Origin of the sequence: Streptomyces albireticuli (assembly GCF_002192455.1) — a bacterium.
Lineage (GTDB): Bacteria > Actinomycetota > Actinomycetes > Streptomycetales > Streptomycetaceae > Streptomyces > Streptomyces albireticuli_B.
In genome coordinates this window covers 939,533-959,474 of sequence record NZ_CP021744.1, presented here as the reverse complement: position 1 = coordinate 959,474, position 19,942 = coordinate 939,533, and the positions used below count along the sequence as shown (strand labels likewise).

Annotated in this window: 17 protein-coding genes; 8 read left to right on the top strand and 9 right to left on the bottom strand. The window is 74.6% G+C overall.

What is annotated here, in order from left to right:
• The first annotated feature begins 120 nt into the window (after window positions 1-120).
• A complete protein-coding gene (locus SMD11_RS04160; protein ID WP_159395213.1) occupies window positions 121-2,310 on the top strand; it encodes an FUSC family protein in 2,190 nt (729 codons plus the stop codon).
• 280 nt (window positions 2,311-2,590) lie between these two features.
• On the opposite strand, the gene SMD11_RS04155 is transcribed toward SMD11_RS04160, so the two are convergent.
• The 4 genes from SMD11_RS04155 to SMD11_RS04140 form a co-directional block, all read right to left on the bottom strand.
• Window positions 2,591-3,373 (bottom strand): hypothetical protein, encoded by a 783-nt coding sequence (locus SMD11_RS04155; RefSeq protein ID WP_199843793.1) that lies wholly within the window; start codon window positions 3,371-3,373, stop codon window positions 2,591-2,593.
• Window positions 3,374-3,501: 128 nt separating this feature from the next.
• On the bottom strand, window positions 3,502-5,073 hold the full coding sequence (locus SMD11_RS04150; protein WP_087925128.1) for an MFS transporter: 1,572 nt from the start codon (window positions 5,071-5,073) through the stop codon (window positions 3,502-3,504).
• Window positions 5,070-6,167: a LysR family transcriptional regulator gene (locus SMD11_RS04145; RefSeq protein WP_087925127.1), complete on the bottom strand. Its 1,098-nt coding sequence runs from the start codon at window positions 6,165-6,167 to the stop codon at window positions 5,070-5,072. The genes SMD11_RS04150 and SMD11_RS04145 overlap by 4 nt, the downstream gene beginning before the upstream one ends.
• Window positions 6,168-6,242: 75 nt before the next feature.
• Window positions 6,243-8,369, bottom strand: a complete 2,127-nt coding sequence (locus SMD11_RS04140; protein WP_087925126.1) for a SpoIIE family protein phosphatase — start codon at window positions 8,367-8,369, stop codon at window positions 6,243-6,245.
• A gap of 1,077 nt (window positions 8,370-9,446) precedes the next feature.
• Between SMD11_RS04140 and SMD11_RS04135 the strand changes: the two genes are divergently transcribed.
• Window positions 9,447-10,043 (top strand): class F sortase, encoded by a 597-nt coding sequence (locus SMD11_RS04135; RefSeq protein WP_234365884.1) that lies wholly within the window; start codon window positions 9,447-9,449, stop codon window positions 10,041-10,043.
• A 210-nt stretch (window positions 10,044-10,253) separates the two neighbouring features.
• Here the strand turns inward: SMD11_RS04135 and SMD11_RS04130 are convergent, their stop codons facing one another.
• Both SMD11_RS04130 and SMD11_RS04125 read right to left on the bottom strand, forming a co-directional pair.
• A complete protein-coding gene (locus tag SMD11_RS04130) occupies window positions 10,254-11,069 on the bottom strand; it encodes a hypothetical protein (protein ID WP_087925125.1) in 816 nt (271 codons plus the stop codon).
• A 58-nt stretch (window positions 11,070-11,127) separates the two neighbouring features.
• Complete coding sequence (locus tag SMD11_RS04125) at window positions 11,128-11,649, bottom strand: hypothetical protein (protein WP_087925124.1); 522 nt, start codon at window positions 11,647-11,649, stop codon at window positions 11,128-11,130.
• Between the two features lie 581 nt (window positions 11,650-12,230).
• On the opposite strand from SMD11_RS04125, the gene SMD11_RS04120 reads away from it, so the two are divergent.
• The 3 genes from SMD11_RS04120 to SMD11_RS04110 all read left to right on the top strand — a co-directional run bounded on the left by SMD11_RS04120 (window position 12,231) and on the right by SMD11_RS04110 (window position 15,873).
• Entirely contained in the window at window positions 12,231-13,658 is a 1,428-nt protein-coding gene (locus tag SMD11_RS04120; RefSeq protein WP_087925123.1) for a family 2B encapsulin nanocompartment shell protein, read from the top strand.
• Between the two features lie 35 nt (window positions 13,659-13,693).
• A complete protein-coding gene (locus SMD11_RS04115) occupies window positions 13,694-14,929 on the top strand; it encodes a family 2 encapsulin nanocompartment cargo protein terpene cyclase (RefSeq protein ID WP_087925122.1) in 1,236 nt (411 codons plus the stop codon).
• A gap of 83 nt (window positions 14,930-15,012) precedes the next feature.
• A complete protein-coding gene (locus tag SMD11_RS04110) occupies window positions 15,013-15,873 on the top strand; it encodes a geranyl diphosphate 2-C-methyltransferase (protein WP_087925121.1) in 861 nt (286 codons plus the stop codon).
• A gap of 51 nt (window positions 15,874-15,924) precedes the next feature.
• Here SMD11_RS04110 and SMD11_RS04105 read toward each other — a convergent pair whose 3' ends face one another.
• A complete protein-coding gene (locus SMD11_RS04105) occupies window positions 15,925-16,440 on the bottom strand; it encodes a hypothetical protein (RefSeq protein ID WP_087925120.1) in 516 nt (171 codons plus the stop codon).
• A gap of 408 nt (window positions 16,441-16,848) precedes the next feature.
• Here SMD11_RS04105 and SMD11_RS04100 point away from each other — a divergent pair, with 408 nt between their 5' ends.
• The 3 genes from SMD11_RS04100 to SMD11_RS36175 all read left to right on the top strand — a co-directional run bounded on the left by SMD11_RS04100 (window position 16,849) and on the right by SMD11_RS36175 (window position 18,659).
• Entirely contained in the window at window positions 16,849-17,604 is a 756-nt protein-coding gene (locus tag SMD11_RS04100; protein WP_234365883.1) for a S1 family peptidase, read from the top strand.
• 58 nt (window positions 17,605-17,662) lie between these two features.
• Complete coding sequence (locus SMD11_RS04095; protein ID WP_087925118.1) at window positions 17,663-18,316, top strand: HemK2/MTQ2 family protein methyltransferase; 654 nt, start codon at window positions 17,663-17,665, stop codon at window positions 18,314-18,316.
• Between the two features lie 196 nt (window positions 18,317-18,512).
• Window positions 18,513-18,659 (top strand): CDGSH iron-sulfur domain-containing protein, encoded by a 147-nt coding sequence (locus SMD11_RS36175; RefSeq protein WP_234365882.1) that lies wholly within the window; start codon window positions 18,513-18,515, stop codon window positions 18,657-18,659.
• 13 nt (window positions 18,660-18,672) lie between these two features.
• Here the strand turns inward: SMD11_RS36175 and SMD11_RS04085 are convergent, their stop codons facing one another.
• A complete protein-coding gene (locus tag SMD11_RS04085) occupies window positions 18,673-19,656 on the bottom strand; it encodes an iron-containing redox enzyme family protein (RefSeq protein WP_087925116.1) in 984 nt (327 codons plus the stop codon).
• Between the two features lie 79 nt (window positions 19,657-19,735).
• A complete protein-coding gene (locus SMD11_RS35770; protein WP_087925115.1) occupies window positions 19,736-19,891 on the bottom strand; it encodes a DUF6131 family protein in 156 nt (51 codons plus the stop codon).
• Window positions 19,892-19,942 lie beyond the last annotated feature (51 nt).

The window sequence follows — 19,942 nt, the reverse complement described above, 5'->3', positions numbered from 1 at the left end:
TCCTGCCACCTCCGGTTGCGGGAGCGGGCCGTTCGCCTAGGGTGACAGCGTGATCCGTCCCCCAGCCGCGCGTGCCGGGCGGCGCCCGGCGACCGGAACGGACCGGGAGCCGTCGTGGACGTGAGCGGGCCGGTCCGGTGGCTGCTGCGGCAGGAGCAGGGCGCCGAGCACCTCCGGAGCGCCACCTGGGCCACCGTCGCCGGGCTCACCGGCTTCTACGTCCTGCGGTACGGCTTCGAGGCGCCCGACATGGCCCTCTACGCCCTGTTCGGCGCACTGCCCCTGTGCCTGTTCGCCCAGGTGCCGGGCGCGGCGCCGGAGCGGACCCGTACGTTCCTCGCGGTGCTGCCGGCCGGCTGGGCGCTGGTCACGGCCGGCACCCTGCTCGCCGCGCACTCCTGGAGTGCCGCCTGCGGCATGTTCGTGGTGGGCTTCACGGCCTCGTTCCTGGGGGTCGGCGGTCCGCGTCTGGGCGGGCTGGCCACCGCCTTCCAGCTGTACTACCTGCTCCCCTGCTTCCCGCCCTACGCCCCCGGGACGCTGGGCGAACGGCTCGGCGGGCTCACCGTCGGGATCCTGCTCACCGCCCTGGTGGACCGGCTCCTGTGGCGTACGGAACGGCCGGTCCCGTACCGGACCCTCCTCGCCGACGCGGTGGACGCCGTGGCCGGCTACTGCGCCGCCACCGGGCGCCTGATGGCCGGCCCGGGCGACGGCACGGACCGGGCCGCGGCACGGCGGTGCGAGGAGGAGGCCGGCCGGGCGCTGCGGGCGACGCTGCTGTCCCGGGTGGCGCCGGCCGAGCGGCCCACGTCCGCCTCGCTGCGGGACCGGGCCTGCTACGACGTCCGCTCCGCCGTCCGGCACGTACGCGCGCAGCTGGACCGGCTGGTGGCCGGGGCGCGGGGGCCGGACCCCGACGCCACGCGGCTGCTGGAGCACACCGCGGCGGCGCTGCGGGAAGCCGGGCGGACCCTGCGCTCGGGGTCCCCGGGGCCGCGCGGCGACGGCCTGCCCACGGCGCTGGGCGCCTTCCGCGCCGGGCGGGCGCGGCGGCTGGCCGGTATCTCGGCCGTGCGGCTGCGCCAGGACTCGGTCGTCCAGGCGGCGGCCGCGGGCGCGGTGCTGGCGGGCGAGGGCGCCCGGATCGCCTTCGGGGCACCGCTCGACACCCGGTGGCGGCGGCCCGGCGGCCCGTTCGCGTACGCCACGCTGCGCGCCCCCGGCCGGTGGTGGCGGCGGCTCGCGCTGCATCTGACGCCGCGCTCGGTCCTCCTCCAGAACGCGCTCCGCCTGGCCTTCGCCCTGGCCGGCGCGCGGCTGATCGTCGGGGCCCTGGAACTGCCGCACGGCTTCTGGGTGCTGCTGACGGTCCTCAGCCTGATGCGCACCTCGGCCGCGGACACCCGGGGCGCCCTGCCGCCCGCGTTCCTGGGCGTGGCCGTCGCCGCGGCGGTCGCGACGCTGATGCTCGTCGTGGTCGGCGACACGCCCGCCTTCTACATCGCCGTCGCGCCCGTGGTGTTCCTGGTGGGGTTCGCCGTGGGGCCCGTGCTGGGCTCCGCCTGGACGCAGGCGGCGCTGACGCTCGTCCTCGTGCTGCTCTTCGTCCAGATCCTGCCCCCGGACCGGCACCTGCCCGCCGTGCGGCTCATGGACGTCGTGATCGGCGGCTCCCTCGGCGCGGCGGCGAGCCTGCTGGCCTGGCCCCGGGGAGCGGGAGGCGAGCTGCGGCGCTCCGTCATGGACTTCATGGTCCGGGGCGCGGAGGCGTGCGGGGCGGTGACGTTCCGGCTGTGCCACGGCCTCGCGCACGACCGCGGTACGGATCCGCTGCGGCCGGCCCGGACCGCGATGCAGCTGGCCCAGGCGGCCCACACCCAGTACCGGACGGAGCGCGCGGGCCGGGACGCGACGAGCCCGCCCTGGGAGACGGCCATGCAGCCCGGCCACCACACCGTCAGCGGCGGCGAACTGCTGCTCACGGCCCGGCGGGGCGGCGCCGGCACACCGCTGCCCCCGGAGGCGACCGCCCTGCTGGCGGCCCTGGCCGAGCGGGTGACGGCCGACTGCCTGCGCGCCGCGGACGTCGTCCGCTCGGCGGGGTCCTCGGGGCCCGACGGGCCTCCGGGCCGGTATCCGGCGGCGGAGTCGGAAGTGCTGCGCCACGCGGTGGAGGGGGTGCCGGAGGTGGACGACGCGGCGGTGCTGCTGATCGCGGACACGGAGGCGTGGCTGACGGGGGTGGCGCATGACGCGGCGTGGGTGGTGGAGGTGTCCCGGGCAGGGGCGGGTGGGGGCACCACTTGAGGGGGCGGGGTGGGTGCCGCTGCGCGGGGCTTTTCCCCAGCCCCGCCCCTTCCCGAAACCGGGGAGTACCCCGGGCCCCCGGCCGCGCTACCGCGCGGTGGCCTCATACGCCGGCCGGGCTGGATTCTTCCCCTGTCCGAGGCTGGCTTTTCCGGCCCGGTTCCGGGCAACGATTCAGCCCGTCCGGCGCTTGAGGGCCGGGGTCCGGGGCGGAGCCCCGGTTCGGGAAGGGGCGGGGCTGGGGACAAAGCCCCGCGCAGCGGCACCCGTCACCCAGCCGTCACGCAACCCCCTTCTTCTCCTCGTTCACCGCCGGCGTCCCGTTGTCACCCGCGACCGGCCCGGAGCCACCGCGACCGTGCCGCGGCGTGTCCGGCCCCGGATTCTCGACCTTCGTGTGGGACGTGAACACCTTTCCGTTCCGCGCCGTGCACGAGGCCTTCTCGTCGGCCGTCATGGGCCGGGTCTTGACGACCACGGCGTTCTTGACGCCGTCGGTGTCATTGGGGGCGGGGCTGGTGATGGTGTCGTCCCAGTACCAGTAGTAGTGGCTCCAGTGGGGGTTGTCGTAGTGGGTCTGCCACCTGCCGGAGACCTCGCGCATCACCTGGGCCCGGGAGATCCAGCCGACCTCGCCCGGCTTGACGGTCATGCCCATGCTGCCGCCGTCCGTGTGATTGACCTGCCAGCTGTGGCCGTACTTCGCGGTGACGCTCGTGTCCACGATGCCCGCGATCTTTCCGCCCGCGGTGACGGAGACCTCGAAGGTGTCCGTCGATCCGACGCTGTCCGACCAGTTCAGCCCCTGCGTGGCGTCGGACGTGCTGCAGTTGTAGAGGGTGTCGGAGACCTGGTGGTAATTGCCGAGGTAAGCCTTGTCGACGACGGGGTCGTTGAAGGTGCACTTGCCGACGCCGCTGGCGCAGTCCGCCATGAGCTCCTTCTCGGTGGGCTCACTGTCCGCCGCGGCGGGCAGCGCGGCGGCGCCGACCATGACGGCCGCGGCGACGCCCGTGAGGAGTATGCGCTTCCTGCCGACCGTCCTGGTGCTGAATTTCGACATACGCGTTCACCTGAACCCTTTCGAGTTTCGGAATTTACGGTTCCGGTTCGGTCCGCGAATTCAGGCTGCCCCACGCCCCTGCACGGGAAGAACAAAGGCGAGGCAAAGGACCGCCGATGCGCCTGGTCTCACATGTCCCGAGGGGGCAAGAAATTCTCTTCCGCGGCATGGAGAGTTTCTATTCCGGCACGTCGCGAGGTATTCGGAAGGCGATTTCCCGGAATTCCACCGGACGCGCCGGACCCCGCGCGGACGCCGCTCTCCCGCGGGCCGGCGGACTCCGCCCGCCCCGGCTCCTGAGGGGCCGTGCCCCGGGCGCGGGCCCCCGTGACCAGCACACCCAGGATCGCCACGACGGCCCCGCAGCCGGTGACGATCCACCACGCCGGCCGGGTCGCGTCCGCGAAGCCTGCCGCGTCACCGGTGCCCGGCGCGTGGCCCAGGCCCGCCGACAGGACGGCACCCATCACCGCCACGCCCACGGACACGCCGACCCGGCAGCTCGCCGTGCTGATCGCCGAGGCGACGCCGGCCCGGGCCCGTGGCATCCCCGCGACCGCGAGCCCGGTCGCGGGGACGTCGACCAGGCCGACGCCCGCGCCGAACAGCGCGTAGGCGAGGAGCAGCAGCGCGACGGACGACCCGGCGTGCAGGACGGTGAACGACAGCCCGCTGAGCACCGTGGCCAGGCCCGCGAGCACCAGCGGCGGCCGGGGGCCGTGGCGGGCCACCAGCCGGCCCGCCACGGGGGCGAGGAGCACCGTCATCACCGGCATCGGCAGCATCCACAGCCCCGCCGACAGGGCGGACAGCCCGCGCACGTCCTGGAGGTAGAGGGTGCTCAGGAAGAGGAACCCGCCGAGCGCGGCGAAGGCGGCCAGGGAGATGACCACGGAGCCGGTGAAGGGGGCGCTGCGGAAGAACCCCAGCTCGATCAGGGGGTCGCGGCGCCGGTGCTCGTACGGGATCAGCGCGGTCAGCGAGGCCGCCGCGACGGTCAGGCACGCGAGGACGGCCGGGGAGGCCCAGCCCCGGTGCGGCGCCTCGATGACGGCGTAGGTCAGGCCGCCGAGGAGGGCGATGACCAGGAGCTGGCCGACCGCGTCGGTCCGCCGGGGCGTGGGCGTCCGGGACTCCGGCAGGTGGCGGGCGGAGAGCGCCAGCACGGCGAGCCCGACGGGCACGTTGATCCAGAAGATCGAGCGCCATCCCTCGGCCGCCACCAGTACCCCGCCGACCAGCGGGCCGACGGCCAGGCCGATGCCGAACGTGCCGCTCCACATGCCGATCGCCCGGCTGCGCTCCGCCTTGTCCGGGAACGTGTGCGTGATCACCGACAGGGAGACCGGGGCGATCACCGCGCCACCGAGGGCCTGCACCACCCGGGAGCCGATGAGGGTGTCCAGACCGGGGGCGAGGCCGCACAGCGCCGAGCCGACGGTGAAGGCGGCCACTCCGGCCCGCAGGGTGCGGCGCCGGCCCGTCCGGTCGCCGACCGATCCCGCGAGCAGCATCAGCGCGGCGACGACGAGGTTGTAGGCGTCGACCACCCACTGGAGCCCGGCGATGGAGGCGCCCAGCTCCCTCCGCATGACGGGCAGGGCGACGTTGAGCGCGGTGCTGTCGAGACCGACCATGAGCACGGCCAGGCAGCAGACGGTCAGCGTCAGCCGGCCACGAGCGGACCTCAGCGTGATCATGAGTGGTCCCCCGCGCGCGGCGGGCGCGCGGCGGCCGGACGGACGCCGTCGTACGGCACCTCCGCCGGGGCCGGGGCCCGCCGTCGCGGCACGCCGTCGTGGACCGTGCCCACGGGCTCGTCCGGCGCGGTGCGCGGTGCGGCGTGGCGGCACAGTTCGGCAGCGTGGGCGGCCGTTCCCTCCGGCGCGTCCGGGGCGGTGAACAGCGTGATCTCACGGGACACGCCCGGCAGGGGACGGATGACCTGGGAGCGCAGCCGGGGCGGCACGGCGCCGGAGGGAACGGCGGTGAGCCCGGCGCCGTCCGCGGCGAGGGCGATCGCGGCACCGGCGGAGGGGACCTCCAGGAACGGCCGGCGCGGAAGCGGGCCGGGCTCGTCGGCGCCGGCGAGGAGGGCGAGCGGGCTCCGGCCGTCCTCCCGGTAGCAGATCCACCGGTCGTCGAGAAGCTCCCGCACGGGCGCGGCCCCGCCGCGCAGCGGATGGTCCGCCGGGCAGACCACGACGAACTCCTCGGTGCCGAAGGGCCGTATCGCGCCGTGCCACCCCTCCGGGCGCGGTCCTGCACCGAGGTCGGCGGCCCCCGAGGTCACGCCGTCCTGGAGCAGCCGCCGGCTCCCGCTCAGGCTGACGACGAGGCCGGTGTCCGGCCGCGCGAGCGACCACGCCCGCAGCACGGGCAGGAGCCCGGGCAGGAGCGAGGGCAGCGTGGCCACGCGCAGGGGCGCCTCGCGGGCACCGCCCGCGGCCAGTGCCGCGGAGCGCGCCTGCCGGGCGCAGCGCAGGGCGGTCCGGGCGTGCGGCAGGAGCGCCTCCCCGGCGGGCGTGGGGCGTACGCCGTCGGCCCCGCGTACGAGCAAGGGGGTGCCCACGGCGCGTTCCAGGGCCTTGAGCTGCTGGGAGACGGTCGGTTCCGTCACGTGCAGCCGCCGGGCGGCGCGCGTCAGGCGGCCCTCGCCGAGGGTGACGACGAGGTATTCGAGTTGCCGGAGGGAGAGGTTCACGCTGTCTTCGGCGACGGGTGCCGGGGGCTCGTACGGGCTGTCGCGGCGCGGTCGTGCCCGGTCGTCGCCGGTGAGCGGGGGGCTGGTCATGGCGGGCACCTCCCACGGTGTCGCGTCGGATGGGTGTCGGACGGCCGTCGCGGCGGCGGCCACGGGTACGGCCGCTCAGGCGGCCGGGAGCAGTTCGGCCCAGATGGTCTTGCCGTCGGGCGTGTACCGGGTGCCCCAGCGGTCGGTGAGCTGGGCGACGAGGAAGAGGCCGCGGCCGCCCTCGTCGTAGGTGCGGGCCCTGCGCAGGCGCGGCGCGGTGTGCCCGGCGTCGGAGACCTCGCAGATCAGACGGGTGTCGTGGATCAGCCGCAGCCGGACGGGGGCGGCGCCGTAGCGGATGGCGTTGGTGACGAGTTCGCTGACGACGAGCTCGGTGGTGAAGACGAGGTCGTCCAGGCCCCAGGTGGTGAGCTGACGCGTCGCCAGGGCGCGGGCGTCGGCGACGGCGGACGGGTCGGGGGCGAGCTCCCAGGTACGCGTCCTGTCACCGGGCAGCGCGCGGGTACGGGCGAGGAGCAGGGCGACGTCGTCCCCGGGCTTCTCCGGGAGCAGGGTGTCGAGGACGCTGTCGCACGTCTCCTCCAGGGAGTCCGCGGCCCCGGCCATCGCGCGCAGCAGCCGGTCGCCGCCGTGGCGGATGTCGTGGTCGGCCGATTCGACGAGCCCGTCGGTGTAGAGGGCGAGGACGCTGCCCTCGGGCAGTGAGACCTCGCGCGACTCGAAGGGCAGGCCGCCGAGACCGAGGGGCGGCCCGTGCGGCAGGTCCAGGAAGCGGGCGTCGCCGTCGGGGGTGAGGAGGACGGGCGCGGGGTGGCCCGCGGCGGCCATGACGCACGTCCGGGTGAGGGGGTCGTAGACGGCGTAGACACAGGTGGCGCAGAGCTCGTCGAAGGAGCCCGGCGCGCCCGGGTCGTGCTGTTCGCGCTGGTTCTGGAGGACGAGGTCGTCGAGGTGGGTGAGGAGCTCGTCGGGCGGCATGTCGAGGTCGGCGAGGGTGCGCACGGCGGTGCGGAGCCGGCCCATGGTGGCGGACGCGTACAGGCCGTGCCCGACCACGTCGCCCACGACGAGGGCGACCCGGGTGCCGGACAGGGGGATGACGTCGAACCAGTCGCCGCCCACGCCCGCCTCGGAGCAGGCGGGGAGGTAGCGGGAGGCCACGTCGACGGCGTTCTGGGTCGCCGGCCGGGCGGGGAGCAGGCTGCGCTGGAGGGTCACGGCGACGGCGCGTTCGCGGGTGTAGCGGCGGGCGTTGTCGATGCAGGTGGCGGCCCTGGCGGTGATGTCCTCGGCGACCAGCGCGTCGTCCTCGTCGAAGGGACCGCTCCGCCGGCTCCGGGCGAACTGGGCGAGCCCCAGCACCTGGCCGCGGGCCTTGAGCGGCACCGCGAGGACGGAGTGGATGCCGTCGCCGCGCGTGCTCTCGTCGAAGGTGAGCGCGCCGGACGACCACCGGCACGGCCCCGCGTGGGCGCCGAGGTGGAAGCGGGTGGCCCGGCCGGAGGCCAGGACGCGGGCGGGCAGCGAGCGCGGGGCGAGGGGGACGGCCCTCCGGCCCGGGCGGGGGAGCGGGGGCGCGCCGTGCGTCGCGCGCTGGGCGACACGGCGCAGCGCGGTGACGGGGGCGTCCTGCGGCCGGGCGTCGGCGAGGACGGGGTCGGCGAGGACCGAGTCGAGCAGGTCGACCGTGACGGCGTCGGCGAACCGGCCGCAGGTGACGTCCGCGAGTTCCTGCGCGGTGCGGGCGAGGTCCAAGGTGGTGCCGATACGGGCGGTGGCCTCGTTGACCAGGGACAGCCGCCGTCTGGCCAGGTATTCGCGGGTGGTGTCGAGCGCCGCGACCGCGAGGCCCAGCGGCCGGCCGGCGCCGTCCTCGACGGGGGTGAGGAAGGTCGTCCACGCCCGCTCCCGGTCCTCGCCGGGCACGGTCACGCGGACGTCGGCCCGGGCCGGCCGCCCGCTGCGCATGACCTGGGCGCCCTGACGGGCCAGCTCGTTCAGCGGCGGGTCGGGAAGCAGGTCCGTGAGGAGCCGGCCGTGGGTCTCGTCCTCGGTGCGGCCCGAGATGTACGCCATCTCGTCGTTGGCCCGGACCTGACGGCAGTCGCGGTCGTAGAGGGCCATGGCGATGGGCGCCTGGGTGAAGGCGTGCTCCATGAGGGGGGTGACGGCCTCCGGGGTGTCCGGGGGCGGAGCGGGGGCGGCCGGGGCGGGGACACCGGTCCTGGTGAGGGGGTTCATCGTCGGGCCTCTTCTCTGCGGGGTCTGGTGCCGGAGGGTGGTCCGGGCTTCCGCCGGGGGCCGCCGGAGGGTCTCCGCCGGCCTTCCTCCGGGCCGGCCGGTGGAGGGCCGGGGTCTGCCGGGGGGCGGTCCTCTTCCTCCGGGCCGCCGGTGGAAGACCGAGGGCCTGCCGGGGGTCCACCGGAGGGGCGGGCCGGTCCTCCGCGGAACGGCCGGACCCGGTTTCCGCCGTGCTTCTGCCGGAAGGGTGGCCGGGTGCTGTTCCCAGGCTGGCCGGGGCCGGGCGCGGCCGGGATCGGCCGACCGGCCGCGCGGGGGTCCGACCTCCCTCCTCCGACGAGGGGACAGCTACCCCGCCGCCTCCGCGCCCGGGCCGCCGAGGACGCGTGGCCGGAGGGGGCGGAGGCCGGGGGAGCACGGTGGATTCCCCCGGCCGGTGGACCGGTCGGCCGATACGCGGGGCGGGGCGGGGTTCCTACGGTGAGAGGGAGAGGCCGGTAGCGGGCGGAGGGGGCGTGGCGCGGAACCCGCGCAGGGCGGGCCCGGGACGTCCGGGCCGATGCGACTGGTCCCGCACGTACGGACCGGCACGTCTGGTCCCGCACGTACGGGCCGGCACGTCTGGTCCCGCACGTCCGGGCCGGTACGTCTGGCCCGGTCCGCGTCACGGCGTACCCCCCGACCGCCTCCCGCGTACGGACCGGCCCGCGCGGCGCCGCGAGCGGCCACGGGCCCCCGTCCCACAGACCCCGGAGAGGAAGGGCACCGATCATGCGACACCCCGCACACCCGAACCCCGCGGAGGCCGGTGCCGGACGCGCGTCCGGCACCCGGCGGGGGCGGGCTTCCCTGGCGGTCCTCCGGCGCACGGTTCTTCGGTGCACGGTTCTTCGGCGTACGGGCCGGCCCCGTATCGACCGGCGGCGTATGGGGCGGACGCGTACGGACCAGCGGCGCACGGGTCGGCGGCGTACGGATCACCGGCGTACGGACCGGCCGCGTACCGACCTGCGGCGCACAGGCCGGCCGCGTACGGCGCGTCGCCGCCGGCAGGCCCGCGCCGGTCTGTTCTTCCTGGTGACCTTGATCGCCCTCGGGGTCTGCCTGATCCTCCTCGGCGGCCGCACGCCCGCCCCCGCACCCCCGCCCGGACCGGGCGTGGGCGCCACCGCCCCGGTGTCGCCCGGCCCGGGGACCGCCGCGCCCATGTCCCGTTCGGAGCCCGTGCGGCTGGCGATCCCCTCGCTCGGCGTCACCGCCCCCGTGATGTCCCTCGGCCAGGAGGCCGACGGCACCGTGGAGGTGCCCCCGATCGCGAGGAACGCGCCGGCGGGCTGGTACCGCGGCTCCCCGACCCCCGGCGAGGCCGGTGCCTCCGTGATCCTCGGGCACTCGACCGTGGGCCGGTACGGCGACGGCGTGTTCTTCTCCATCGGCCGGCTGCGGCCGGGCGCCACGATCGAGGTGACCCGGGCGGACGGCACCACGGCGGTGTTCACCGTCCGGGCCGTGGAGCAGTACGCCAAGGCGGACTTCCCCGCGGATCGGGTGTACGCGGGGTCGGGGGTGCCGCGGTTGAGGTTGGTGACGTGCGGGGGGCCGCGGGACGGGGTGGGCGGGTACCGCGACAATGTGGTCGTGTTCGCGGATCTGACGGGTTGGCGGGCGGCTTAGTGGTGCCGGGGGCTTTTTCCCCAGCCCCGCCCCTTCCCGATACCGGGGGCGAGCCCCCGGCCCCCCTTTTCCGCGCTCCGCGCGGTGTCCTCAAGCGCCGGACGGGCTGAAAATCAGCCCGTCCGGCGCTTGAGGACCGGGGTCCGAGGCGGAGCCCCGGTTCGGGAAGGGGCGGGGCTGGGGAAAAATCCGCCCGCAGGGCGCCCACCCCTACCCCCGCCCGTCCTCCCCCACCACCCCCACCAGCCGCACCCCACCGAACACCCACCGCAACCAAAGCACCGACTCCACGTCCCAGTACGGCGGCGCGGCCGCCACCCCACCCCCGACCCGCACCCGGAATCCCTGTGTCGCGGCGATCGCCCGCAGCGTCATATGGACACCGGCGTAGTCCTGAGCCACCGCCCGCCAGTCGGGGAAGACGGAGCCGTCGTGGACGAGCGGATAGCGCTCGACGAAGGCCGCCCAGGCGGTGGCGTCACCGATCTCCAGGACCTCCGCCGTGGGGTCCGTGACCGGGAGTTCCCAGGTGTACCAGGGGCGGGGGTGGAGGCTGGAGCCCTGGTCGAGGTACATGCGCCACATGCCCGTACCGCCGTGCCGCGCCGTCGAGGTGTAGAGCCCCACGTGGAACGGCTTCGTGCTGGGCGGAAGGGGGGCGTCGCGGGGGGCGCGGAACCGCTCCCGGCGCGGGACGGACTCGCGGGAGGGCGCCAGTTCGTGGGGGCCGGTGCCGATCCAGTGCTGGCGGGTCCGCTCCAGGGGGCCGAGGACGATGCCCGGCTCCTCGCGCGCGAGGTGACGCAGCAGCAGGCAGTCCTCGACCGCCGCGTCCGCCTCGGACGGGTCGACGACGGCCGGGCCCCCGGCGAGGGCCGCCATCTCGGGCTCGGTCCACAGCGGCATGACCGAGGTGAAATGACGCAGCAGGACGTCGGCGTCGGCATCGGGGCCGGCGGCCGGGTCCGCCGCCGTGTCGAGCTGTGTCACTCTCCGGCGCAGGATCCGGGCGGGGGTGGGGCGCACGTCGGGACTCCTTCCCCGGCGGCGCCCCCGTGCAACGTGCCGCCGCTCCGGCGGCGGGTCAGCAGCTGATGGGCACTTCCTGGCCGAGGCCGTTGGCGGAGGCGGTCGGGGGGTTGTAGCCGGGCGGGAAGACGACCTTGAAGTACATCCAGCCGCGGTAGTTGCCGGGGCTGCACGGCACCGCCGCGTTGTTCTGCGCGGAGGCGGTGCCCGACTGCGTCCGCAGTGCCGACTGCTTGACGAGGTGTCCGTTCTTGTACAGGGCCGCCCGTGTGGTGATCTCCGACACGCGCGCCGTGCAGGAGACGGTCACGACGACGTTCACCGTGCCGGGCACATGGGTGGAGTTGTGCGGGCGCTGCACCTGGCCCTGGCATCGGATCACGGCCGAGGCGTCGGCATCCGAGCCGGCCTTCCCGGCCTCCACGCCGCCCCCGGGGTCGTCCGGGGCGGTCGAGGGCACGGTGGCCGGAGCGGAAGGGTCGGCCGCAGTGACTCCCGCCGAGGCGGGGGAGGTGCCGCCGAGGAGCGCGAGGACCGCCGACGCCGCGGCGACGACCGTCATCCTCCGTACGCGCATGTCTTCTCCTTCATCACATCAGGACTTCAGGACTCCATGACTTCAGCGCTTGGTGGCTGCGTCACGGAGGCCGCCGCGAGGTGCGGACGAGGGCCCGCGGCCGCGACGGCCTGGTATGAACCCATCAAGAAGGAGATCCTACGAAAGGTAATCGATTCGCCACTTATAGTGAAATACGTTCGAGTGGAGATTCGGCCACACCCGGGGGAAGGGGCTCAGGGTCTGCCTTTTTCCGGCTCGACGGAACGTTATCGGCCACCTCGATCACTCGGATCGCACGGTGCGCCGCGCCGGAGGAGCTCCCGATACCCCCGGCCCCTCGCGCCCCAAACGTAGGCCAACACGGCATAGTGGACGCGATCGCCGGCCCTGGCCACCGTCGCCCATCCCCGGGATCCGGGACGGGCCGCGCGAACCGCCCTCCCTTCGATGGCGTGAATACGACCATGCCCTCCCGGTCACCTCGACCAACATCATTAAGCGCTGATTCACTTGCGTCACAGGAGCTCCTCACAGTTCGCCCGATCGGGCTGTTCCGGGGGCTCCTTCTTGACGCATGCGCCCAGACGGAAGGGACCGGGATGTCGACCGCAGCGCACCGGCAGCAGCCGGAGCAGCCCGCACAGCACACGGGCAGGGGACAGCTCAGCCTGGGGATCGCCGCTGCGCGGAACCTGGCGACCACCACCAAGAGCGTCCCGCAGATGCAGGGCATCAGCTCCCGCTGGCTGCTGCGCATGCTGCCCTGGCTGGAGGTGAAGGGCGGCGCCTACCGGGTCAACCGCCGTCTGACGTACGAGGTCGGCGACGGCCGGATCACCTTCGTCCAGGAAGGCACCGCCGTCCGGGTCGTTCCCGCGGAGCTGGGGGAGCTGCCGCTGCTGCGCGGCTTCCACGACGACGCGACGCTGCGCGCGCTGGCCGAGCGGTGCCGGCAGCGCGAGTACGAGCCCGGCCAGGTCATCGCCGAGCAGGGCGGGTCCGTCGACCACGTCTATCTGATCGCGCGCGGCAAGGTGGAGAAGGCCGGCACCGGCAAGTACGGCGAGGAGACCCGGCGCGGTGTCCTGGCCGACGGCGCCTTCTTCGGCGACCGTGCCGTGGCCGAGGAGCCGGGCGAGTGGGAGTTCACGGCGCGCGCGATGACCGCGTGCACCGTCCTGGCCCTGCCCCGGACCGCCTACGAGGAGGTGGCGGGCCGCGACGAGCGGCTGCGCACCCACGTCCGGCGGCGCCAGGCCGACAAGGCGCGGCCGCAGAACAAGAAGGGCGAGGCGAACATCGCCCTCGCCGCCGGCCACACCGGCGAGCCCGTCCTGCCCGGCACCTTCGTCGACTACGACCTCGAACCCCGCGAGTACGAGCTGAGCGTGGCCCAGACGATTCTCCGGGTGCACACCAGGGTCGCCGACCTCTACAACGACCCGATGGACCAGGTCGAGCAGCAGCTGCGGCTGACCATCGAGGCGCTGCGCGAGCGCCAGGAGTCCGAGCTCGTCAACAACCCCGAGTTCGGCCTGCTGCACAACGCCGACCACAGCCAGCGCATCTCCACCCACTCCGGCCCGCCCACGCCCGACGACATGGACGAGCTGCTGAGCATGCGGCGGGGCACCCGGGCCTTCTTCGCCCACCCCCGGGCCGTCTCCGCCCTCGCCCGTGAGTGCAACAAGCGCGGCCTGAACTTCGACAGCGCCGACGTGAACGGTCACTCCGTGCCCGCCTGGCGCGGCGTCCCGATCCTGCCCTGCGGCAAGATCCCCGTCTCGGACGCGGGCACCTCCGCCATCCTCGCCATGCGTCTGGGCGAGGACGAGCAGGGTGTGGTCGGCCTGCGGCAGACCGGGATCCCCGACGAGTACGAGCCCGGCCTGAACGTGCGGTTCATGGGCATCAGCGACCAGGCCCACATCTCCTACCTGGTCAGCACCTACTACTCGGCAGCGGTTCTGGTCCCCGACGCGCTCGGTGTCCTCGAGAACGTCGAGGTCTTCCACACCCCGTCCTGACGGGCACGACCCTCCTGGAGCGGAGAGAAGAACCTGTGTCACTGCTGTCCCGGATCACCGCGCCCACGGCCCCGCACGACGTGGCGCGGCTCGTGGCCACGCTGCTCACCCACCAGCGGGGCGTCCGCCCCTCCGCGCCGGCCGCGCTGCCCGGCACCGCCGCCCGCCGGGTGGGCGCCGCCCTGCCCACCGGGCCCACGGGGCTGGGCACTTCGGCCGCCCGCGTCGGAGCGCGGAAGGCGGCCCGCGAAGCGGCCGGGCGGGAGGGCGGCCGGGACGGCGGCACCCCCGCCGTCCCGGCGGAGCGCGGCTCAGGCGTCCCCCCGCTCTACTGCCCGCCCGCGCTCCGGGACGACCCGGCGCTCGCCCGGGAGGTCAACGACCGGCTGGTGGACTGGGCCGACGAGACCGGCATCTACGCCGGACGCCTCGACCGCGTCCGCGCGGCCGACTTCGGGCGTCTGATGACGCTGGCCCACCCCGACGCCGACGACCCCGACCGCCTGCTGGCGGCGGGGAAGTGCGCCCTGGCGGAATGGGCCACGGACGACTACTACTGCGACGACGAGACCGCCGGCTCCAGGACCGAACTCCTCGGCTCCCAGCTCGGCCTCGCCTACGCGGCCGTCGATCCCTCCCACCTCCCCGTCCGTTACGCGCCCGCCCTGGAGAGGGAGATGCGCGGCGACCCCGTACGGGTCGCCCTGCGCTCGGCCCTCGGCCATCTGGACCGCTACGCGGAGCCCTCCCAGGTGAACCGGCTGCGGCACGAGATCTCCGTCCTCTTCGTCGGCTACGGCCAGGAGGGCTCCTGGCGGTCCCGCGGCCACATGCCCAGCGTCCACGAATACCTGTCCCACCGTCAGATCAACAGCTTCCTGCCCTGCATCGCCCTGACCGACGTGGTCGGCGGCTACGCCCTGAGCGCCACCGAGTACGCCGACCCGCGCGTGCGCCGCGCCGTGACGACCGCCGCCACCGCCGCCACGCTCGTCAACGACCTGTACTCGATGACGAAGGAACACGACTCCTCCGACGTGGAGTTCAACCTGCCCCTCGTCGTCGCCGAGGAGGAACGGTGCTCGCCGCGCGAGGCCGTCGAGCGGAGCGCCGCGATCCACGACGAGCTGGTGCACGCCTTCGAGACGCAGGCCGCTGCCCTCGCCCTCACCGGATCGCCCCAGCTGGGCCGGTTCCTCGCGGGGGTGTGGGCCTGGCTCGGCGGCAACCGCGAGTGGCACAGCGGCAGCTCCCGCTACCACAGCGCCTGAGCCCGCGCCCGTACCCGCCCGTACCGCCCGTCCTCCCGGGCACCACACACATCCCCCTGCACGCATGCTGTAAGGAGCACCCCATGACGACCACGCCCGCGCCCGCCCCCGGCGTCCTGCGCACCGCCTACCAGAAGTCCGTCGCGGAGTACTGGAACAACGAGAAGGACCCGGTCAACCTCCGCCTGGGCGACGTCGACGGCCTCTACCACCACCACTACGGGCTCGGCGACTACGACCCGTCCGTCCTGGAGGGCCCCGAGGAGACCCGGGACGCGCGCATCATCGAGGAGCTGCACCGCCTGGAGTCCGCCCAGGCCGACGTCCTCCTCGACAACCTCGGGCCTATCGCGGCCGACCAGCGCGTGCTGGACGCCGGCTGCGGCCGCGGCGGCACCAGCATCATGGCCAACGCCCGCTTCGGCTGCCGGGCCGACGGCGTCTCCATCTCGCAGACCCAGGTGGACTTCGCCAACGAGCAGGCCCGCAAGCGCGGCGTGGACGACAAGGTCCGCTACCACTTCGCCAACATGCTGGACACCGGCCTGCCCACCGGCGCCTTCCAGGGCATCTGGAACAACGAGTCCACCATGTACGTGGACCTGCACGAGCTCTTCGCCGAGCACGCCCGCCAGCTTGCCTACGGCGGCCGCTACGTCACCATCACCGGCTGCTCCAACGACGTGACGGGCCTGCGCTCGAAGGCCGTCAGCCGCATCGACGAGCACTACACGTGCAACATCCACCCGCGCAGCGCCTACTTCAAGGCCATGGCCGCCAACGGCCTCGTGCCCATCAACGTCGTCGACCTCACGGCCGACACCATCCCGTACTGGGAGCTGCGGGCTCAGTCCTCGCTCGCCACCGGCGTCGAGGACCCGTTCCTGACCGCGTACCGCGAGGGCAGCTTCCACTACCTCCTGATCGCCGCCGACCGCATCTGACCGGGGCCGCCCACCCACCGGGGTGGGCGGCGCCGCGACGGATCCGCCCGGTCACACCGCCGAAGGGACGGGCAGCGAGGGAATCGCGCCGCTCACCAGGCCGGGGATCTTCGTCAGCATGTCGTTCAGGTCCTTGATGGCGTCGGCCGCGGAGGCGTCGGTCGCCGCGGTGTCCTTCTTGGCGACGTCGTCGAGGAGCTTGCTCACGTCCTTGATCAGCTTGTCCAGTGCCTGCTTGATCTCCGCGGCCGGGTCCGGGGCCATGGGCGCGGCCTTGGGGCGGGCGGCGATGTCGTCGAGCAGCCGCTCGGCCGGCCGGTCGAGCTGCCGCTGGAGGTCCCGGAGTGTCGCCGTGTCAGCGGATCCGGACCGCGCCTCCCGCGTGATGCGGGAGACCAGCGTCCGTATCTCCTCCAGCGCGACGGGCACCTCGTTCCGCTGGAGGGCTTCGGTCCGTGCCCCGGGGGCCGCCGCGGGCGCTTCCGCCAGTGCGGGCCCCGCCACCCCCAGGACGAGCGAGCCGCAGGCCGCGGCGGTGAGCGTGGTGGAGAGCCATGTGGTGCGCATGACGGTATGCCCTTCCGTTCGGTGGGGCTGCCGGAGCAGCTTTCCGTTCACTCTGGGCCGACCCGCGACCCCCCACCACTTCCGCTGTCACGGTCCGTACCGCCGTGAGCACCTCCGGCCCACGGGCCGCCCTGCGGACACCAGGGGGACGGGCCGTTCCCGGAGGCGGGGCCGGCCGTGGGGCCGAACGAGTGAGCCGGGCGCTCGCGACCGCGGCCGATGCCGAGGATGCCCGGCCCGGGGGACCGGGGGGAACCGCCCCCTGAACGGCCGCCCGGTAAAACTGTCGCCCCGTCAGGGAACCCGGGGCCCGATCCCCACATCCTGATATTCACGACACGTACGCACGGCTCAGAGCCGTGCGCAGTTCCCTGGGGGGATCACATGTTCGCGTTCAACAGACACGCGGTGGCTACCGCGTTCGTCGCCTGCGCTCTCGCCGCGGGCGGTCTCACGGCCACCGCGACCCCGGCCGCCGCCGTCCACGGCGGGCAGGACACCACCACGACGGCCCACCCGTACGCCATGCTCCTCCAGACGCGGGGCGGGGAGCAGGTCTGCGGCGGCACCCTCGTCGCGCCCACGAAGGTGCTCACCGCCGCGCACTGCGTCAAGAACGCCGAAAAGGCCCGGGAACTGCTGGTCATAGGCGGGCGCACCGAGATCCGCAGCACCAAGGGAACGGTCCGGAACGTCTCCTCCGTCAAGCTCCACCCGCGGTACGACGACACCACGCTGACCTACGACGCGGCGGTCCTCACCCTCTCCGCGCCGATGCCGTACACCCCGCTCCCGGTGGCCGGCCCCAAGGACGCCGCCCTCTACACCTTCGGGAAGACCGCGACGACCATGGGCTGGGGCATGACCGCCCGCGACACCCCGGCGACCCGGCTGAAGTCCGCCGTGCTCACCCTGGCACCGCTCAAGAGCTGTGAGCCCTTCACCGACCCCGGCGAGTCCGACGCGCAGAAGACGTGCGGGACCGGTGCCCCCGGCACCCGCGACAGCATCTGCCGCGGCGACTCCGGCGGTCCGCTCGTCGCGGGAGGCAAGGTGATCGGCGTCGTCTCCACCGGCAACAAGTACTGCGACGACCAGTACCCGGTCTCCGTCTACACCCGGGCCGACCTGGTCGCCCAGGGGCTCGGCCTGCCGGTCGCGTAGCGTGCCACGACCGGCGGCGGCCCCGCATGAGGCGGTGGTACCGGGGTACCCGGGGGCGATGTGGTTCTTCCGGCTTCCTGGGGTCTACGCGCCGCAGGAGGACACGGCGGCACTTCTGGAGGCACTGGCGCGCGAGCGCCTGCCCCGGGGCGCGGCCGTGCTCGACGTGGGGACCGGCTCCGGCGTCCTGGCGGTGGAGGCGGCCCGCCGCCGCGCCCGGGTCGTGGCCGTCGACACCTCGTGCCGCGCCGTGCTCACGACCCGGCTCAACGCCCGGCTGGCGGGCGTGCGCGTACGGGCACTGCGGGGCGAGCTGTCGGCCGCCGGGCCCGAGGGACCCTTCGACCTGGTCCTCGCCAACCCTCCGTACGTGCCGGCCCCGGACGACGCGCGGCACCGCCGGGGCCCGAGGCGGGCCTGGGCGGGCGGGCCGGACGGGCGGGCCGTCCTGGACCGGCTGTGCGAAGAGCTCCCGGACCTGCTGAGGCCGGGTGCGCGGGTACTGATCGTGCACTCGGCCGTGAGCGGGCCGGAGCGGACCGTCCGGGCGCTGGAGAAGGGCGGCCTGTCCGCGGAGGTGACCTCGCGGCGCGTGGTCGCGTTCGGCCCCGTCATGCGTGGCCAGGCCGCCTGGCTGCGGAAGCGGGGACTGATCGGCGCCGACGAGGGGCGGGAGGAGCTGGTGGTGGTGCGTGGTGAGTACCGTGCCTGACATGCCTGACGTGCCTGACGTGCCTGACGAGGCGGACGGTGCCGACGGGCGTGCGCGGCCGGCGTGCGGGGTGCCGGATCCCGGTCGCGGGACACCTGAAACCGGGACGCCCGAAGCCGGGACGCCCGAAGCCGGGACGCCCGTACGCGAGAAGGGGACGGAAGCGCGGCGCGTGTCCCAGGAGCCGGGCGGGCCGATGCTGATCGAAGGACCGGTGGAGTTCGTGCGGGAGGACGGCGGCATCGTCCGCTCCGACCGCCCGGTCGTCGCGCTGTGCACCTGCCGCCGCAGCCGCCGCTACCCGTTCTGCGACACCAGCCACCGCCGCCGTCGGGCCCGCTGAGCGGCGGCGGCCCTCACAGCGGTGTACGGACGGCGGACCGGCCGGCCGCCCACGCCCGGAGGACATCGGCGCCGAGCCGCTCCTCCAGCAGTACGGTCGCGTCGGCGCCGAAGGCGATGTCACGCGCCAGCCCGGGGTCGTCCGCGAGCAGGCCGCCGACGACCTCGTGCCGCACCAGCTGCTCGTGCACGGCGTCCGCCTCGACGTGCTCGGCGTAGAAGTGACGGGCCGCGGCCCCCGCGCCGAGCCGGTCGATCGCCTCGACCAGCCGCCCGGAAGAGGGGGACGAGGTGATCTCCACGACCGCGAAGTGCCCGGCGAGCGCGCCCCGGTGCGCCCGGTGCAGCCCCAGGAGCGACATCAGGTTCACCACGGCCAGCATCGGCGCCGTGCCCGCTTCCAGGTAGCGGCCGTACGCCGGGTCGAGGCCGAGGTCGCCCATCAGGGCGGCGAACAGGTCCGCGTGGATGCGGTCGGCGCGGCCCGCGCCGAACTCGTCGTACTCCACGGCCACCAGCCCCGCCTTGGCCCGCCCCGTCAGCCGGGGCACGGCCCAGGCGTGCGGATCCGCCTCCTTCAGCTGGTAGAGCGAGCGCAGCGCCGCGTACTCCCGCAGGTGGGACAGGCGGCCCTCGTCGCGCAGGAAGTGCGAGACGCCCGCGCCGTCCTCGGGCTCCACCAGCACCTCCCGCAGCGCGGCGGTGACGTCGTCGCGGGCCGGGACCTCCTCGCGCAGCGCCGCCAGGAAGGCCCGTTCCAGCGCGCCCCGCAGCCCGAGCAGCCCGGGGTCCCACTCCCAAGCGTCGTCGACGCCGTCGAACCCGCGGTAGTGCAGCTCGTAGCAGAGGTACAGGGCGAGCTGGAGGTCGTCCCCGTACGGGTCCGCGTCGCGCGCGGCGGCGTCCGGGAGCGGGGAGTCCCGCCCGCCGGGTTCCCGGCGGAGCGCGCCGGTCACCGCTTCGGACAGCTCTCCCCGCGCTTCGGGCAATGCCGGCACCGCCGCTCCTCCCCGGTCGTTCGCGGGTCAGGCCGCCGTGGCCCGGCCGCGGGCACGTCCGTCGCCGTCGCGGACGCCGCTACCAGTAGTGCTTCCGGCCTCCGACCGCGTGCCCCACGGCTCCCAGTACCCAGAGAACCAGGCCGATCACGACCAGCACGATGCCGATCGTCCACAGGATGGAGATGCCGGCCAGGAACCCGATGAGGAGAAGAATGACTCCGAGGACGATCATGATGACCTCCCGGTCAGGCGGAGTGTCCTCTCCCACTGTCCACCCGCCGCC

What these genes read in the sequence shown, in the direction of transcription:
- SMD11_RS04125 (WP_087925124.1), bottom strand. Translation starts at nt 11,649, where the DNA reads ATGCGCGTACGGAGGATGACGGTCGTCGCCGCGGCGTCGGCGGTCCTC.
- SMD11_RS04110 (WP_087925121.1), top strand. Translation starts at nt 15,013, where the DNA reads ATGACGACCACGCCCGCGCCCGCCCCCGGCGTCCTGCGCACCGCCTAC.
- SMD11_RS04150 (WP_087925128.1), bottom strand. Translation starts at nt 5,073, where the DNA reads ATGATCACGCTGAGGTCCGCTCGTGGCCGGCTGACGCTGACCGTCTGC.
- SMD11_RS04105 (WP_087925120.1), bottom strand. Translation starts at nt 16,440, where the DNA reads ATGCGCACCACATGGCTCTCCACCACGCTCACCGCCGCGGCCTGCGGC.
- SMD11_RS04095 (WP_087925118.1), top strand. Translation starts at nt 17,663, where the DNA reads ATGTGGTTCTTCCGGCTTCCTGGGGTCTACGCGCCGCAGGAGGACACG.
- SMD11_RS04140 (WP_087925126.1), bottom strand. Translation starts at nt 8,369, where the DNA reads ATGAACCCCCTCACCAGGACCGGTGTCCCCGCCCCGGCCGCCCCCGCT.
- SMD11_RS36175 (WP_234365882.1), top strand. Translation starts at nt 18,513, where the DNA reads ATGCTGATCGAAGGACCGGTGGAGTTCGTGCGGGAGGACGGCGGCATC.
- SMD11_RS35770 (WP_087925115.1), bottom strand. Translation starts at nt 19,891, where the DNA reads ATGATCGTCCTCGGAGTCATTCTTCTCCTCATCGGGTTCCTGGCCGGC.
- SMD11_RS04145 (WP_087925127.1), bottom strand. Translation starts at nt 6,167, where the DNA reads ATGACCAGCCCCCCGCTCACCGGCGACGACCGGGCACGACCGCGCCGC.
- SMD11_RS04120 (WP_087925123.1), top strand. Translation starts at nt 12,231, where the DNA reads ATGTCGACCGCAGCGCACCGGCAGCAGCCGGAGCAGCCCGCACAGCAC.
- SMD11_RS04155 (WP_199843793.1), bottom strand. Translation starts at nt 3,373, where the DNA reads ATGTCGAAATTCAGCACCAGGACGGTCGGCAGGAAGCGCATACTCCTC.